Consider the following 15,429-nt stretch of genomic DNA (forward strand, 5'->3'; position numbering starts at 1 on the left):
GGCATGCCGAAATCAGTGTGCCGGCCGACGCGCCCGCGCGGTATCGAGATCCTCGCACAGCACCGCCGCGCCCTGTGCGATCCGTGGTGACGGTCGCGTCAGCAGATCGCCGTCGATCGCGAACAGGTTGTTGCGCGCCACGGCCGTCAGCGCGGGCCATGTGCGCCAGCGCGCGAGGCTCGGCAGCGGCGCGTCCGAGTGCGTCGCCCCGGCGCTCGTCGTCACGATCGCCTCCGGATTGGCGGCGAGTACGGCTTCGTCGGTGACGGTCGGCACGAGCGGCTTCAGCGCGGCGAATACGTTGCGGCCGCCGCAGAGCGTGATCACGTCGTTGATCAGATGATCGCCGTTGAGTGTCATCAGTGGCCGGTCCCATACCTGGAAGAACATCGTGACGGGCGGACGCGTCGCGTAACGCGCGCGCAGCGCCGCGATGTCGCGCGAGAACGACGCGGCGGCCGCGTCGGCCGCCGGCTCCGTGCCGAGCAGCGTACCGAGCCGGCGCAGCGACGACGCCACGTCGTCGAGATGCTTCGGTTCGCTGAAGAACAGCGGGATGTGCAGCGCACGCAGCGCGTCGATCTGGCGTTCGGCGTTGCCGTGTCGCCAGACGACGATCAGGTCCGGCTTCAGCGCGGCGATCCGCTCGAGGTCGAGTGCCTTGTTGTCGCCGACGCGCGGCACGGCCTGCGCGGCGGGCGGATAGTCGCTGTACGTGACGGTGCCGACGAGCTTCGCGCCGCCGCCGGCCGCGTAGACCAGCTCGGTCGCGTGCGGCGCGAGACTGATCACGCGCTGCGCGGGCGCTGGCAGCGCGACGGTGTTGCCGGCGTCGTCGCGGGTCGTGACGTCGGCGTGAGCGAAGGGCGCGTGCGCGAGTGCGACCAGCGTCGCGAGCGGCGGCAGCCGGCGGAGCATGCGGGCGTTCATGCGGATTCCTGTTGTAACGTCGGGACGCACTGCGCGAGCGCTTCGACGATGCGCTGCCATTCGGCTTCGCTGCCCGGCAGGCCGATGCGCACGCTCGATGGTTGCGGGAAGTGCCGCGTCCAGATCCCGTGCGTGGCGAGTGCGGCATGCAGCGCGGCCGCGCGCGGGTCGTCGGTCCAGCTGAAGAGCGGTGTCGCGCGTACCGCGAAGCCGTGTGTGCGTAACAGCGTGGCGAGCCGTTCGCCGTCAGCGGCGAGCCGTTCGCGTGCGGTGGCCTGCCACGCACGATCGCCGAACGCGGCGACGACTGCATGACGTGCGGGGCCGCTCACGGTCCATGCGCCGAGCAGGTCGCGCAATGCGGCGATTTGCTCCGCGCAGGCGAGCACGAAGCCCGCGCGGATGCCGGCGAGACCGAAGAACTTGCCGACCGAGCGCAGCACGACGAGGCCCGCGCGATCCGCGTATTGCGCGAGCGACGGCGACGCGCCGGTATCCGCGAATGCTTCGTCGACGATCAGCGTACCGCCGCGCGCCGACAATTGCGCATGCCAGCCGAGCAGGCGTTCGGCCGGAACGAAATCGGCCGTCGGATTATTCGGATTCCCGACGATGGCGTGACGCAGCGTCGCGGGCAGCACGTCGGCACCGATGTCGAGCGGCACGACGCGATGGCCGTGACGCGCGAATGCCGGTGCGTATTCGCCATACGCGAGCGCCGCGACGCCGGCGTCACCGGCCGGCAACAGCGCGGGCAATGCGCGGATCGCGGCCTGGCTGCCGGCGACCGGCAGCACGTGCGCGGCATCGGGCGCGCCGTAGTAGCGGGCCGCACAGGCGGCGAGCGCGTCACCGTCGTCGGGCAACCGCCGCCATGCGTCGGCCGGCACGGGCGGCACCGGATAGCCGACCGGATTGATGCCGGTCGACAGGTCGAGCCAGGCGTCGTACGGAATGCCGTGGCGGCGTGCGGCTTCGTGCAGGTTGCCGCCGTGCGGGATGCGTGCGTCAGACATGATGGGTAGCGAGGATGAGGGCGCCGCTCGCGACGAGCAGCGCGAGCCACAGCGCGAGCGTGCGCGTGACGAGCGACAGCGCGGCGACAACGTGTGCGGCCGTCGCGGGCGCGCCGGTGCCGAGCGCGGGACGGTCCTCGATTTCGCCGTGATAGACGGCCGGGCCGCCAAGCTGCACGTTCAGGCTGCCGGCGCCGGCAGCCATCACGGGGCCCGCATTCGGGCTGTCCCAGTGACGCGCCTGCGTGCGCCAGCAGCGCCACGCGGCAGCGGTGTCGCCGAGCAGCGCATAGCTCGCGGCGGTGAGGCGCGCGGGTATCCAGTTCAGTGCGTCGTCCAGGCGTGCGGCGGCCCACCCGAAGGTCAGGAAGCGCGGCGTGCGATAGCCCCACATCGCGTCGAGCGTGTTCGCGAGCCGGAACAGCAGCGCGCCGGGACCGCCCGCGACGACGAACCAGAAGAGCGCGCCGAAGATCGCATCGTTGCCGTTTTCCAGCGCCGATTCGACGGCCGCGCGCGACAGCGCGCCTTCGTCGGCCTCGGTCGTGTCGCGCGAGACGATGCGCGCGGTCAGCGCGCGCGCGGCGTCGAGATCGTGCCGTAGCAGCGCGGCGGCGATCGGCGCGACGTGGTCGGCGAGGCTCCTCGCGCCGAGCGCGAACCACAGCAGCGCAACGTGCAGCGCGGCTGCGAGCGGCCAGGGCAGCACGACGGCGAGCCACGTCGCGACGGCCACCGGTGGCAGCACGGCCGCGCTCCATGCGGCCACGCCGACCACGCGGCCGCGCCGGCCGGTGTTCATCGCGCCTTCGATGCGCGCGGCGAGCCGGCCGAACGCGACGAGCGGATGCCAGTTGGCCGGTTCGCCGAACATGCGATCGACGATCGCGGCCGCGACCGCAAGCATCGCGACGATCGGCAGCGACAGCATCAGCATGACGGCGCCCCGGCTTTGAGCTCGAGCGGCAATCCGGCGACCAGCAGCGTGACGCGCGTCGCGAGTGCGGCGACGCGCTGGTTCAGGCGTCCGAGCTCGTCGACGTAGCGGCGCGTGACCGAGCCGAGCGGCACGACGCCGAGCCCGATTTCGTTGCTGACGACGATCACCTTCGCGCGGGCGCTGCGCAATGCGTGTTCGAGCTGCGCGACCTGCGCCGCGTACTGCGCATCGTCGAGCGGTTCGCCGTCGAGCGGGCACAGCAGGTTCGTGAGCCACAGCGTGAGGCAGTCGACGAGCAGGCACGCGCGCGGATCGTCGAGCCGCGCGAGCGTGCCGGCGAGATCGACGGGCGCGTCGGCGAAACCCCAGTCGGCCGGCCGGCGCGCGCGATGATGTGCGATGCGCTGCTCGAATTCGGCATCGGCGGGCGTCGCGGTCGCGGTGGCGATATAGGTGACGGGACGGCCGCTGTCGGCGGCGAGCCGCTCGGCATGCGCACTCTTGCCCGAGCGTGCGCCGCCGAGAACGAAGGTGAGGTCGTGCGGAATCATCGCGTGATTGTAACGGCGCGCGCGATAATGCGGCCTTCGCTTCGCCACGACTTTGCATACGATGAACGCACCCGAACCGCAGCCGCGCGGCACGTTGATGATCCAGGGCACGACGTCCGACGCGGGCAAGAGCACGCTCGTCGCCGGCCTGTGCCGCCTCGCGCGCCGCGCGGGCGCGCGTGTCGCGCCGTTCAAGCCGCAGAACATGGCGCTCAACAGCGCGGTGACGGCCGACGGCGGCGAAATCGGCCGCGCGCAGGCGCTGCAGGCGCTCGCCGCGGGCGTCGCGCCGCACACCGATTTCAACCCGGTGCTGCTGAAGCCGACGAGCGATCGCGGCGCGCAGGTGATCATTCACGGCAAGGCGCGCGCGAACCTCAATGCGCGGGCGTATCACGACTACAAGCCGGTCGCGTTCGATGCGGTGCTGGAATCGTACGCGCGGCTGCGCGCCGGCTACGACACGGTGCTCGTCGAAGGCGCGGGCAGCCCGGCCGAGATCAACCTGCGCGAAGGCGACATCGCGAACATGGGCTTTGCCGAGCGGGTGGACTGCCCGGTCGTGCTCGTGGCCGACATCGATCGCGGCGGCGTGTTCGCCCACCTGGTCGGCACGCTCGCCTGCCTGTCGGACAGCGAACGCGCGCGCGTGCGCGGCTTCGTGATCAATCGCTTCCGCGGCGATTTCAAGCTGCTCGAACCGGGCCTCGACTGGCTGCGCGCGCAGACGGGCAAGCCGGTGTTCGGCGTGCTGCCGTACCTGCACGGGCTGCTGCTCGATGCCGAGGACATGCTGCCGTCGCAGGCGCGCAGCGCCGCCGCGCGCGGCGACGCCGGCGTGCTGCGCGTGGTGGTGCCCGCGCTGCCGCGGATCAGCAACCACACCGATTTCGATCCGCTGCGCGCCCATCCGCAGGTCGAATTCACGTACTGGAAGAGCGGGCCGGTGCCGGATGCCGACCTGCTGATCCTGCCCGGCTCGAAGAGCGTGCAGCGCGATCTCGCGTGGCTGCGCGAGGCGGGCTGGGACCCGCTGATCCGCCGGCACCTGCGCTATGGCGGCAAGGTGATCGGCATCTGCGGCGGGATGCAGATGCTCGGCCGCACGCTGGACGATCCGCTCGGCCTCGAAGGCGCGCCCGGCAGCGTGCCGGGGCTCGCGCTGCTTGACTTCGACACGACGCTGCAGCCGGACAAGACGCTGAAGAATGTGACCGGGCGTCTCGCGCTGCCGGGCGCGGCCGCCGTGCACGGCTACGAGATCCACATGGGCGACACGCGCGGGCCCGCGCTGGCGGCGCCCGCGCTGGAACTGGCCGACGGCGCCGCGCCGGGCGGCCTGCGCACGGACGGCGCGGTGTCGGCCGACGGGCAGATTCTCGCGACCTACGTGCACGGCCTGTTCGACGCGCCCGATGCATGCTCGGCGTTGCTCGCGTGGGCCGGACTCGACGGCGCGGAGCGCATCGACTACCCGGCGCTGCGCGAGGCGTCGCTGGAGCGTCTGGCCGATTCGTTCGCCGAGCATCTCGACCTGCGCGCGCTGTATGCGGAATTCCGCTGACGCGCGGACGCTGCGGCCTGGCTTTTTCCGCTGGATCGCATACAACTCAGGTGGGCGGAGGTCCGCCCGAAGGAGCGCGACGATGAAGGCGCGATGGTGGTTGAGCATGCTGCTCGCGGCGCTGCTGGGCGCGTCGGCGATGGCGCACGCTTGCGACGGCTACGGGCCCGGCAGTGGCCCGGCCGGCTCGGGCGACGCGACGCAAGGCAAAAGCGGCGGCTGAGGTTCGCTTCAGGTATCGGCTGGCGGGGCATGATCGGTCATGCCCTTTTTTATTGTCTTATTCATTCCTGAGTGGAATCAGTTAAAGCCGAATCGCTTGTTTATTGGTCGAATGGGTTCGAATAAAGTGCGATCCATTCTCATCCACTCACGAAGGAATTCGCCATGAACCCCAATCGCCTGAACGATCTTGGCGCGACGCTGCTGCGCGTTGCCCTCGGCGTGCTGTACCTCGCGCACGTCGCGCAGAAGGTGTTCGTCTTCACGTTGCCCGGCACCGCGCAGTTCTTCGCGTCGATCGGCCTGCCGGGCTGGCTCGCGTACGTGACGACCTTCGTCGAGCTGGCCGGCGGCCTCGCGCTGCTCGCGGGCTTCCGCGTGCGCATCGCGGCGCTCGTGCTGCTGCCGTTCATGCTCGGCGCGGTGTCCGCGCATCTGCCGAACGGCTGGAGCTTCGCGTCGCCGAACGGCGGCTGGGAATACCCGGCGTTCTGGGCCGTCACGCTGGCCGTGCAGGCGCTGCTGGGCGGCGGCGCGTTCGCGCTCGGCACACCGCGGGCTGCGGCGCGTACCGCATAAACGGGCGACATCGGCGCAACCCGTTCCGGTGATACCCCGTTTGCCGATATCATCGCTCCCTGTATCCGCATTCGAGCGGCGCGTGCCATGCGGCACGCGCCGCGCGGCTTTTTCGGGGGAATTCATGACGGTGATCGTGGTGGCGAATCCGAAGGGCGGCGTGGGGAAGAGCACGCTGTCCACCAATCTTGCCGGCTATTTCGCGGCGCAGGGCGCATGGGTCGCGCTCGCCGATCTGGACCGGCAGCAGTCCGCGCATGCGTGGCTCGACCTGCGTCCGGCCGGGCTTCCGGCGATCGAGGCGTGGGATCTCGATCCGGATGCGCCGTCGAAGCCGCCGCGCGGCCTCGAATATGCGGTCATCGACACGCCGGCGGGGCTGCACGGCAACCGGCTGAACCTCGCGCTGCAGCTTGCCGACAAGGTGATCGTGCCGCTGCAGCCGTCGATGTTCGATATTCTCGCGACCCAGCAGTTTCTGGAGCGCCTCGCCGGCGAGAAGGCGGTGCGCAAGGGCAGCGTCGAGGTCGGGATCGTCGGGATGCGCGTCGATGCACGCACGCGTTCGTCCGACCAGTTGCACCGGTTCGTCGAAGGGCTCGGCCTGCCGGTGCTCGGCTACGTGCGCGACACGCAGAATTACGTGCAGATCGCCGCGCACGGCCTGACGCTGTGGGACGTCGCGAAGAGCCGCGTCGACAAGGATCTCGAGCAATGGCGGCCGATCGTGGAGTGGGCCGAGCGGCGCGCGCCGAAAGCGGAGAAGGCCAACAAGGCATCCTGAGCGCGCCGCGCGATCGGGGAAATATGAGAAAAGGGCCTGATTCGGCATCGTGCCGAATCAGGCCCTTCGTCCGTGTGCGGCGGGCGGTTACCCGGCGTGCCGTGGCACGCCGGCGGCCCTGCGCATTACGTCCAGTTCTGCGTCGGCACGTGATCGCGGTGGCCCTTGATCTTGTTGCCTTCGTCGATGAACACGAGCTTCGGTTTCCAGCCGGCCTGCAGCTCGGCTTCGTCGACCATCGCGAACGCCGCGATGATCACGAGGTCGCCGAGTTGCGCACGGCGCGCGGCCGAGCCGTTCAGCGAGATCATCCCGCTGCCGCGCTCGCCCTTGATCGCGTACGTCGAGAAGCGCTCGCCGTTGTTGATGTTCCAGATGTCGATCCGTTCGTTTTCGATCAGGCCCGCCGCTTCGAGCAGGTCCTCGTCGATCGCGCACGAGCCTTCGTAATGCAGCTCGCAGTGCGTGACGGCCGCGCGGTGGATCTTCGATTTGAGCATGTGGCGCTGCATGGGTATCTCCGTGATGCGTGAGAGGCGAGGCCGGGCGGCCGTCAGATTTCCAGGTTGTCGATGAGGCGCGTCGCGCCGAGCTTGGCGGCCGCGAGCACGACGAGCGGCTCGCCGGCTTCGAGTTCGGCGGCGCTCGGCGCGATCAGGTTCGCGCGGCGGCGGATCGAGATGTAATCGGGCACCCAGCCGCGCTCGGCCAGATGCGTGCGCGCGTTCTGCTCGAGCTTGCCGAGGTCGCGTTCGCCGCCGAGCACGCTGTCGCGCATGCGCTGCAGCGTTCTTGCGAGTTCGGGCGCTTCGCGGCGCTCGTCGGGCGTCAGGTAGCGGTTGCGCGACGACAGCGCGAGGCCGTCCTCGTCGCGCACCGTTTCGGCCGCGATGATCTCGACCGGCAGCGCGAGCTGCTGGCACATGCGGCGCACGATCATCAACTGCTGGTAATCCTTCTTGCCGAACACGGCGACGCGCGGCTGCACGCACGACATCAGCTTCGTGACGACCGTGCACACGCCGGTGAAGAAACCGGGGCGGAACTCGCCTTCCAGAATCCCGCCGAGGTCGTCCGGCGGCAGCACGCGGTACTCCTGCGGCTCCGGATACATGTCGCGCTCGGTCGGCGCGAACAGCACGTAGACATTGTTCGCCTGCAGCTTCTCGATATCGTCTTGCAGCGTGCGCGGATATTTGTCGAAATCCTCGTTCGGGCCGAACTGCAGCCGGTTGACGAAGATGCTCGCCACGACCGGATCACCGTGCTGGCGCGCGAGGCGCATCAGCGACAGGTGTCCTTCGTGCAGGTTGCCCATCGTCGGCACGAACGCCGTGCGGTTCTGTCCGCGCAGTTGGTCGCGCAGTTCCTGGATCGAGCTGATGACTTTCATGATCGGGTAGCGGGTTCCTCGCGCATGCGCGCGTTGGCGCCGCAGCTGCGGCGTCGGGGTCGAAGCGGAGAACGCCGGCGCGCGGGCGGCGCATCGGGCGTCGGCGGATTGTAGAGGATTTGGCCGCCGGACGCATCGAAAAAAGAACGATCGTTCATTTTTTAATCGGGCGCACCTCTGGCGGCGCGCGCAGCAACGGCACGCGCCCGCACGGCGGAATCACGTCGTGTGGTGGGGCTTTAAGCGGGCAGGTACGCGAGGCGTACGTAGATCGGGGCGAACGGTTCGGGCTGCGTAATCTCGACGAGCGATTCGCGCGCGAGTTCGAGCATCGCGATGAAGTTCACGACGACGACCGGCACGCCGCGCGACGTGTCGAACAGGTCGGCGAACTCCATGAAGCGCGCGTTCTGCAGCTTGCGCAGGATCAGGCTCATGTGTTCGCGCACCGACAGCTCCTCGCGGGAGATCTTGTGATGCTGGACGAGCTTCGCGCGCTTGAGCACGTCGGCCCATGCGGCGCGCAGGTCGTCGGAATCGACGTCGGGAAAGCGCGGCGTGATGCTCTGCTCGATGTAGACCTCGGCGCGCAGGAAGTCGCGCCCGAGCTGCGGCAGCTGGTCGAGGCGCTGCGCGGCGAGCTTCATCTGCTCGTATTCGAGCAGGCGGCGCACGAGTTCCGCGCGCGGATCCTCGGCTTCCTCGCCGGTGTCGGCCTTCTTGACCGGCAGCAGCATCCGCGACTTGATCTCGATGAGCATCGCGGCCATCAGCAGGTATTCGGCGGCCAGCTCGAGGTTCGACGTGCGGATCTGGTCGACATAGCCGAGATACTGCGCGGTGACCTGCGCCATCGGGATGTCGAGCACGTTGAAGTTCTGCTTGCGGATCAGGTACAGCAGCAGGTCGAGCGGACCTTCGAAGGTCTCGAGAAACACCTCGAGCGCATCGGGCGGGATGTACAGATCCTGCGGCAGCTTGAAGAGCGGCTCGCCGTACAGGCGAGCGAACGCCGCGACACCGTCGACCGTGTCGGGCGTCGAATCGGCGCCCGCGGGCGCGGCAATCGCGTCGTCCTGCCGGGCGGCGCTGGCCTCGTCGGCGGCGCTCACGTCGTCAGAAGTTCTGGTAGTAGACGTAGGACGTTTGCTTTACGCGCGATTCCTGCTGCTCGGCGCGCTCGTCGAGGTCGATCGGCTGCTTGTCCCACAGCAGGGAGCGGCCCTTGCGTTGCTCGTCTTCGAGCGTCGGCTTCTGTTGCTTGAGCTGGTTCAGGAATTGCGTGACGTCGGACTGATACGGCATGGCTTGGCTTTCCGTTTCGGGCGGCGCAGGAGGCGCCGGATTCTGCGAATGCAGGATTTTACCGCATCGCGGGGAACAGCCGGCGCCAATCGCGCGTCGAATCCGCGGGTCGGCGCCCGACGGGGCCCGGGCGCCGGTCGTTGCGCCCACGCGTCAAAGCGGCGCCCGCGCGGGCGTGGCCGCCGCCCTGTGGTCAAATACAGGGTTTTCCACAAAAACACGACAACCGAGGGCGAGGTCATATTTGGCGGGTCAGGCGAACCAGCAAGCACACACGGCGCATGACGCAGGGCGGCGCACGGCCCGCCGGCGCGCGCGATGCCGCGCCGCGGCCGTGGCCCGGGCAGCCCTCGTCGGCTGTCTCGCCGCGTTCGTCGCGCTGCCGGCCTACGCGAAGTACGACGTCGACATCGACGCGCCGCGCTCGATCCGCAAGTTGCTGAAGGCCCATCTCGATATTGCCCGTTTCGCGAAGCGCGACGACATCAGCGACGACCAGTTCGACTTCCTCGTGACCGCCACGCCGCAGCAGGTGCGCGACCTGACCGCGACGGCCGGCTATTTCTCGCCGATCGTGCGCACCGACGTGCGCACGCATGACGGCAAGCGCGACGTGCGCGTCGCCGTCGATCCGGGGCCGCAGACCGTCGTGTCGACGGTCGACCTGACGTTCAAGGGGCCGGTGGACGCCGAGGATCCGAAGCAGGAGGCCGCGACCCGGTTTGCGTTCTCGCTGAAGCCCGGCGACCCGTTTACGCAGTCCGACTGGGATGGCGCGAAGGGCGCGGCGCTCAGGCAACTGCAGTCGCGCCGCTATCTGGGCGCGAAGATCACGTCGTCGGAGGCGCGCATCGATCCGCGCACGCAGCGCGCGACGCTGGCCGTCACGTTCGACAGCGGCCCGACGTTTACGATCGGCAAGGTCGACGTCGACGGCGTGCGCCGCTATCCCGAGAAGATCGTCACGAACGTCAATCCGCTGTCGGAAGGCGAGATCTACGACGTGCAGCGGATCACCGAACTGCAGCGGCAGCTGCAGAACACGCCGTACTACGCGAGCGTCGCGATCGACGTCGGCGACGACACGTCGAAGCCCGAGCATACGCCCGTGCACGTGAAGGTCAGCGAGTTTCCGTACAACAACATTCGCGGCGGCGTGGGTTACGCGACCGATACCGGCCCGCACGTGCAGGGCTCGTACACGTACCTCGACACGTTCGGCGCCGCGTGGCCGCTCACCGTGTCGGGCCGGCTCGACCAGATCCAGCAGTACGGCCAGGTCCAGCTGTCGATGCCGCCGGGCGAGAAAGGCTGGACCAACAGCGTGCTCGCGTCGTACACGAACACCAACGTGTCGGACACGCGCATCTACAGCGCGCGGGTCGGCGCGCAGCGCACCCGCACCGGCCAGTTCATCGACTACGCGTACTCGCTGATGTACTACCAGGACCGGCTCGACCAGAACGGCGCCGGCCCGACCACGAGCCGCGCGCTCGTGCCGCAATGGGCCTGGACGCGCCGCAACGTCGACGATCCGCTGTTTCCGCGCTCGGGCAACCTGATCCACGCGGAGGCCGGCTTCGCGATCAAGGGCGTGGCGACCGACCAGACTTTCGTGCGCGGGTACGCGCGCGGCCAGCAATACCTGCCGATCGGGCGGCGTGACCTGTTCGTGTTCCGCGCGGAGCTCGGCGGCGTCTTCACGAGCGGCAGCTCGAACGGCGTGCCGGCGTCGCTGCTGTTCCGCGCGGGCGGCTCGAACTCGGTGCGCGGCTACGGTTACCAGAGCATCGGCAACAACGTCGACGGCTCCGTGCTGCCGACCAAGTATCTGATGACCGGCACCGCCGAATACCAGCACTGGTTCAATCGCGACTGGGGCGCCGCGACGTTCTTCGACATCGGTACCGCGACCGACGCGTGGGGCGAGCGGGTGTTCTACCCGGGTATCGGCATCGGCGCGCGCTGGCGCAGCCCCGTCGGCCCGATCAACGCCGATGTCGCCTACGGGCTGCGCAACCACAGCGTGCGCCCGTACCTGACGCTCGGCATCGCTTTCTGACCTTGTTGCCCGACCCACGACGAACCGCATGACGAAGGACCCGAACGACACGCCGCCGCCTCACGATCCGGACTCGCCCGAGCGCGCGCCCGACGCGCCGCCGCGCGCGCCGCGCCGCGGGCGTGCCGGCCGCGTCGTCGCGTGGACGCTCGCGACGAGCGTGCTGCTGGCCGCGCTGGCGGTCGGGCTGGTGCTGGCCGCGGCGACGACCGAGCGCGGCACGCGGCTCGCATGGCAGACGGCCGTGCGGGTGCTGGGCGGCCGGCTGACGGGGACCCTCGAAGGCGGCTCGCTCGCGACCGGCGTGCGGCTGCACGGCTTCGCGTGGACGAGCTCCGGCGGCGCCGGCACCGAAGTGCGGATCGACCGGCTGGACGGACGCTGGGCGCTGACCCGCGCGCCGTGGCGGCTGTCGGTCGCGTACCTGCGCGCGGGCACCGTCGACGTGCGGATCGTGCCGGGGCCGCCGACACCGGCCACGACGCCGCAGGACCTGAGCCTGCCGCTGCAGTTGCGGATCGACGACCTGCGCATCGATCACCTGGCGATCCACGAAGGCGGCTCGACGACGCAGCTCGATCATCTGGCGCTGAACGGCCGCAGCGACGGCCGTCACCATGAACTCCTGCTCGATGGCGTCGACACGCCGTACGGCGCGCTGACCGCGCACGTGAAGCTCGACGGCGTGAAGCCGTTCGCGCTGACGGGCGATGCGACCTATGCGGGCAAACTCTCCAACGAGCCGGTCAACGCGAGCGCGAACGTGTCGGGCTCGCTCGAAGCGCTCGTCGCGGACGTCACCGCGAGCGGGATGAAGCTGAACGGGCGCGCGCACGTCGAGGCTGCGCCGTTCGGCGCGGTGCCGCTCACGCGCGCTTCGCTGGTGTTCGATCACGTGAATCCGCAGGCGATCGCGCCCGGCGCGCCGGCCGCCGATCTCGCGGTGCGCGCCGAACTCGCGCCCGTGACCGCGCCGGCCGGCTCCGCGGCGGCGAAGGGCTTCGCGGTGACGGGCCCGGTGTCGATCGTCAACGCGAAGCCCGGCACGCTCGGCGATCATCTGCTGCCGGTCGTCGACGCGCACGCGACCGTGCATCTCGACGCGCACGCGCAGCGGATCGACGACCTCGCGCTGAAGCTGATCCGCGACGGCAGCGTGACCGGCCGCGGCACGCTGGCAGGCGGCAAGGGCCGCTTCGACCTGAAGGTCGCGAATCTCGACCTCAATGCATTCGTCGCCGAATTGCGGCCGATGCGCCTGGGCGGCCCGCTCGGCGTGACGCTCGGCGGCGACGTGACGACCGTCGACTTCAACCTGAACGATCCGAAGCTCGCGCTTGGCGCACGCGCGAAGGTCGCGCTGACGTCGCAGCAGACGGTGCTGACCGACGCACGCGTGACGGCGGGCAAGGGCCGGATCGACCTGACCGGCGTGTTCCGCCACGACGCGCACTCGAGCTACGACGCGAAGGCGACGCTGACCGCGTTCGATCCGCTGCTGCTCGCCGCGATGAATGCACCGCAGGCACCCGGCGGCAAGCCGGCCGCGAAAGTCGCCAAGGCGCCGGCCAAGCGCGGCGAGACGCGTGTGTCGGGCACGTTGACGGCCTCCGGCGCGTTCGCGCCGCAGGTGTCGACGAAGGGGACCTTCAAGCTCGGCGACAGCCTGTACGACGGCGTGCCGTTGACCGGCGCGGGCGTGTTGCAGCTTGCCGGCACGCGGATCCTGCCGAGCAACGCGAACCTGTCGATCGCCGGTAATCATGTCGACCTGCGCGGCAGTTTCGGCGCGCCCGGCGACCGGTTGCGCTTCGTCGTCGATGCGCCGCAGCTCGACCGGCTCGGCTTCGGCGTCCAGGGGCTCGTGCAGGCGCAGGGCGACCTGACCGGCAGCTTCGCGCATCCGAACGTGACGGCCACCTACAAGGCCGAGCACGTCGTGATCGGCGCGAACCGGATCGGCGCCGCGCAGGGCCGCGCCGACATCCGCGACGGCGCGAACGGCGCGCTCGTGTTCACGGCCGACGCGACCGACATCGCGCTCGGCTCGCTGCAGCTCAAATCGGTGCGCGCGAACCTCGACGGCACGCGCGCGAAGCACACGCTCGACGCGTCGGCGATCGGGATGGCCGGCGGCCGCGTGATCGACCTGACGCTTGCCGCGAACGGCGGCGTGGTCGAGAACCGTGACGGGATGCGCTGGGACGGCACCGTCACGCGTCTGGCGAATCGCGGCACGCCCGCGGTGGCGCTGCAGGCGCCGCTCGCGGTGTCCGCGGGCGCCGGCCGCGTGACGCTCGGCGCGACCCGGCTCACGCTCGAAGGCGCGGCGATCGACCTGAAGTCGTTCGTGTTCGATCGCGGCCAGATGCGCTCGGCCGGCTCCGTGAGCGGCGCATCGGTCGCGCGCTTCCTCGAGATCCGCCAGGAGCTGACGGGCGCGCGCCCGCCGGTGCGCACCGACGTCGTGCTCGATGCCGACTGGGACTTCTCGCTCGGCGCGAACGCGACCGGTTATCTGCAGGTGAAGCGGCGCAGCGGCGACGTGACGATCGAGAGCGGGCGCGGCATCGCGTCGCTCGGGCTGACCGACCTGTCCGCGCGCGCGAGCTTCGTGCCCGGCAACCGGCTCAACCTGGTGGCGCTCGCGAAGGCGAACCGGATCGGCACGCTCGACGCGAACGTCGCGGTGCCGTTCGCGCTGCGCGACGGCGTGTTCGGCATCGCCGACGACGGTCAGCTGTCGGGTCGTATCGATGCCGACATTCCGTCGCTGAAGGCGACCGGCAACCTGTTCGGGCCGAGCTACCTGCTCGGCGGGCGCGCGGCGCTGAAGCTGACGGTCGCCGGCACGCCGGCGAAGCCGAACGTGTCGGGGATGCTGACGGGCGACGATTTGTCCGCGACGCTCGTCGACGAGGGCGCGCAGCTGAAGGACGGCATCGTGCGCGTGAAGCTCTCGGACAACCTCGTCGAATTCCAGCAGGTCGAGTTCCACGGCGGCGACGGCACGCTGCGCGCAATCGGCCGCGTGCGGCTCGACGGCGAGGCGCCCGACCTGACCGCGAGCATCGTCGCGGACAAGCTCGAGCTGTTCGCGGCACCCGACCGCAAGCTGTCGCTGTCGGGCAAGGCGACCGTCGCGAACGACGGGCCGCGCGGCGCGCTGTCGATCGACGGCAAGTTCGTCGTCGATCGCGCGCTGTTCGATCTGCCGGAGGATGCGGCGCCGCACCTGTCGGACGATGTCGTCGTGGTGCGGCCGGACGGCACCGTGCGCGGCGAGACACCGACCGGCACGGCCGTCGCGAAGCCGCAGAAGGTCGCGGACAAGCCGGCGCCGTCGCTCGCGCCGCGCGCGAACATCGACATCGGCCTCGGCAACAACTTCCGCTTCAAGGGCCACGGCGCGGATCTCGGGCTGCGCGGCACGATCACCGTGATGAGCGCGCCCGGCGTGTCGCTGCGCGCGGTCGGCAATGTGCGCGTGACCGAAGGATCGACGTATACGTCGTTCGGGCGCAAGCTGGCGATCGAGAACGGCTTCTTCACGTTCAACGGCCCGGTGTCGAACCCGGGCGTGAACATTCTCGCGATGCGGCGCAATCAGGAGGTCGAGGCCGGCGTGCAGGTTACCGGTACGATCCAGTCGCTGACGGTCAAGCTGGTGTCGGAGCCGAACGTCACCGACAACGAAAAGCTGTCGTGGCTGCTGTTCGGGCACGGCACCGACCAGGGCAACAACGTCGGCCAGCAGGGTGCGATGACCGCGGCGCTCGGACTGCTCGGCAGCGTGACCGGCAAGCGCGTCGCGCAGACCTTCGGCCTCGACGAGGTCTCGGTCGGCCGCAGCGAAGTCGGCCTGATCGACCCGCAAGTCGTGCTGGTGTCGAAGGCGATCAACGAGCGTTTCGTGCTCGGCTTCGAGCAGGGCCTGCAGTCGGCGAGCAACGCGTTCAAGGCGACGATCAACCTGACGCGCTTCTGGTCGGTGTCCGCATATGGCGGCACGTTCCAGGGCGTCGACCTGAACTACACGCGGCGCTTCGATCGCTGGTTCGGGCAGCGTTGACGAAGGGCCGG

At 69.8% G+C, this 15,429-nt stretch carries 14 protein-coding genes; 6 read left to right on the plus strand and 8 right to left on the minus strand.

What is annotated here, in order from left to right:
- Positions 1–12 precede the first annotated feature (12 nt).
- From BX604_RS11440 to cobU, 4 genes are read right to left on the minus strand one after another with little or no spacing between them, the layout of a single operon-like run.
- On the minus strand, positions 13–930 hold the full coding sequence (locus BX604_RS11440) for a cobalamin-binding protein (protein ID WP_098550901.1): 918 nt from the start codon (positions 928–930) through the stop codon (positions 13–15).
- Positions 927–1,946, minus strand: a complete 1,020-nt coding sequence (gene cobD / locus BX604_RS11445; RefSeq protein WP_098550902.1) for a threonine-phosphate decarboxylase CobD — start codon at positions 1,944–1,946, stop codon at positions 927–929. Before cobD ends, BX604_RS11440 begins: the two co-directional genes overlap by 4 nt.
- Positions 1,939–2,883, minus strand: a complete 945-nt coding sequence (gene cbiB / locus BX604_RS11450) for an adenosylcobinamide-phosphate synthase CbiB (RefSeq protein ID WP_098550903.1) — start codon at positions 2,881–2,883, stop codon at positions 1,939–1,941. Before cbiB ends, cobD begins: the two co-directional genes overlap by 8 nt.
- The gene (gene cobU / locus BX604_RS11455; protein ID WP_098552833.1) at positions 2,877–3,437 is read right to left on the minus strand and encodes a bifunctional adenosylcobinamide kinase/adenosylcobinamide-phosphate guanylyltransferase; all 561 of its coding nucleotides are present in this window, start codon (positions 3,435–3,437) and stop codon (positions 2,877–2,879) included. The genes cbiB and cobU overlap by 7 nt, the downstream gene beginning before the upstream one ends.
- Before the next feature lie 61 nt (positions 3,438–3,498).
- Here cobU and BX604_RS11460 point away from each other — a divergent pair, with 61 nt between their 5' ends.
- The 4 genes from BX604_RS11460 (at position 3,499) to BX604_RS11470 (ending at position 6,586) form a co-directional block, all read left to right on the plus strand.
- Positions 3,499–5,001 (plus strand): cobyric acid synthase, encoded by a 1,503-nt coding sequence (locus BX604_RS11460; protein ID WP_098550904.1) that lies wholly within the window; start codon positions 3,499–3,501, stop codon positions 4,999–5,001.
- Between the two features lie 82 nt (positions 5,002–5,083).
- Positions 5,084–5,224: a hypothetical protein gene (locus tag BX604_RS38935; RefSeq protein WP_175801185.1), complete on the plus strand. Its 141-nt coding sequence runs from the start codon at positions 5,084–5,086 to the stop codon at positions 5,222–5,224.
- Positions 5,225–5,388: 164 nt separating this feature from the next.
- Positions 5,389–5,802: a DoxX family protein gene (locus BX604_RS11465; protein ID WP_098550905.1), complete on the plus strand. Its 414-nt coding sequence runs from the start codon at positions 5,389–5,391 to the stop codon at positions 5,800–5,802.
- Between the two features lie 124 nt (positions 5,803–5,926).
- Positions 5,927–6,586, plus strand: a complete 660-nt coding sequence (locus BX604_RS11470) for a ParA family protein (protein ID WP_098550906.1) — start codon at positions 5,927–5,929, stop codon at positions 6,584–6,586.
- Positions 6,587–6,711: 125 nt separating this feature from the next.
- On the opposite strand, the gene panD is transcribed toward BX604_RS11470, so the two are convergent.
- From panD to BX604_RS11490, 4 genes are all read right to left on the minus strand, one after another.
- Positions 6,712–7,098 carry an aspartate 1-decarboxylase gene (panD, locus tag BX604_RS11475; protein WP_006484038.1) on the minus strand — a complete coding sequence of 129 codons (387 nt, stop codon included), beginning with the start codon at positions 7,096–7,098 and terminating at the stop codon, positions 6,712–6,714.
- A 41-nt stretch (positions 7,099–7,139) separates the two neighbouring features.
- On the minus strand, positions 7,140–7,979 hold the full coding sequence (gene panC / locus BX604_RS11480) for a pantoate--beta-alanine ligase (RefSeq protein ID WP_098550907.1): 840 nt from the start codon (positions 7,977–7,979) through the stop codon (positions 7,140–7,142).
- Positions 7,980–8,218: 239 nt separating this feature from the next.
- The gene (locus BX604_RS11485; protein ID WP_096502211.1) at positions 8,219–9,091 is read right to left on the minus strand and encodes a segregation and condensation protein A; all 873 of its coding nucleotides are present in this window, start codon (positions 9,089–9,091) and stop codon (positions 8,219–8,221) included.
- 4 nt (positions 9,092–9,095) lie between these two features.
- Entirely contained in the window at positions 9,096–9,284 is a 189-nt protein-coding gene (locus tag BX604_RS11490; protein WP_006754527.1) for a DUF3460 family protein, read from the minus strand.
- 244 nt (positions 9,285–9,528) lie between these two features.
- Between BX604_RS11490 and BX604_RS11495 the strand changes: the two genes are divergently transcribed.
- Positions 9,529–11,346: an autotransporter assembly complex protein TamA gene (locus tag BX604_RS11495; protein ID WP_098550908.1), complete on the plus strand. Its 1,818-nt coding sequence runs from the start codon at positions 9,529–9,531 to the stop codon at positions 11,344–11,346.
- Positions 11,347–11,374: 28 nt separating this feature from the next.
- A complete protein-coding gene (locus tag BX604_RS11500) occupies positions 11,375–15,418 on the plus strand; it encodes a translocation/assembly module TamB domain-containing protein (RefSeq protein WP_098550909.1) in 4,044 nt (1,347 codons plus the stop codon).
- Positions 15,419–15,429: the final 11 nt, after the last annotated feature.

The organism is Burkholderia sp. JKS000303, from assembly GCF_002563755.1.
Lineage (GTDB): Bacteria > Pseudomonadota > Gammaproteobacteria > Burkholderiales > Burkholderiaceae > Burkholderia > Burkholderia anthina_B.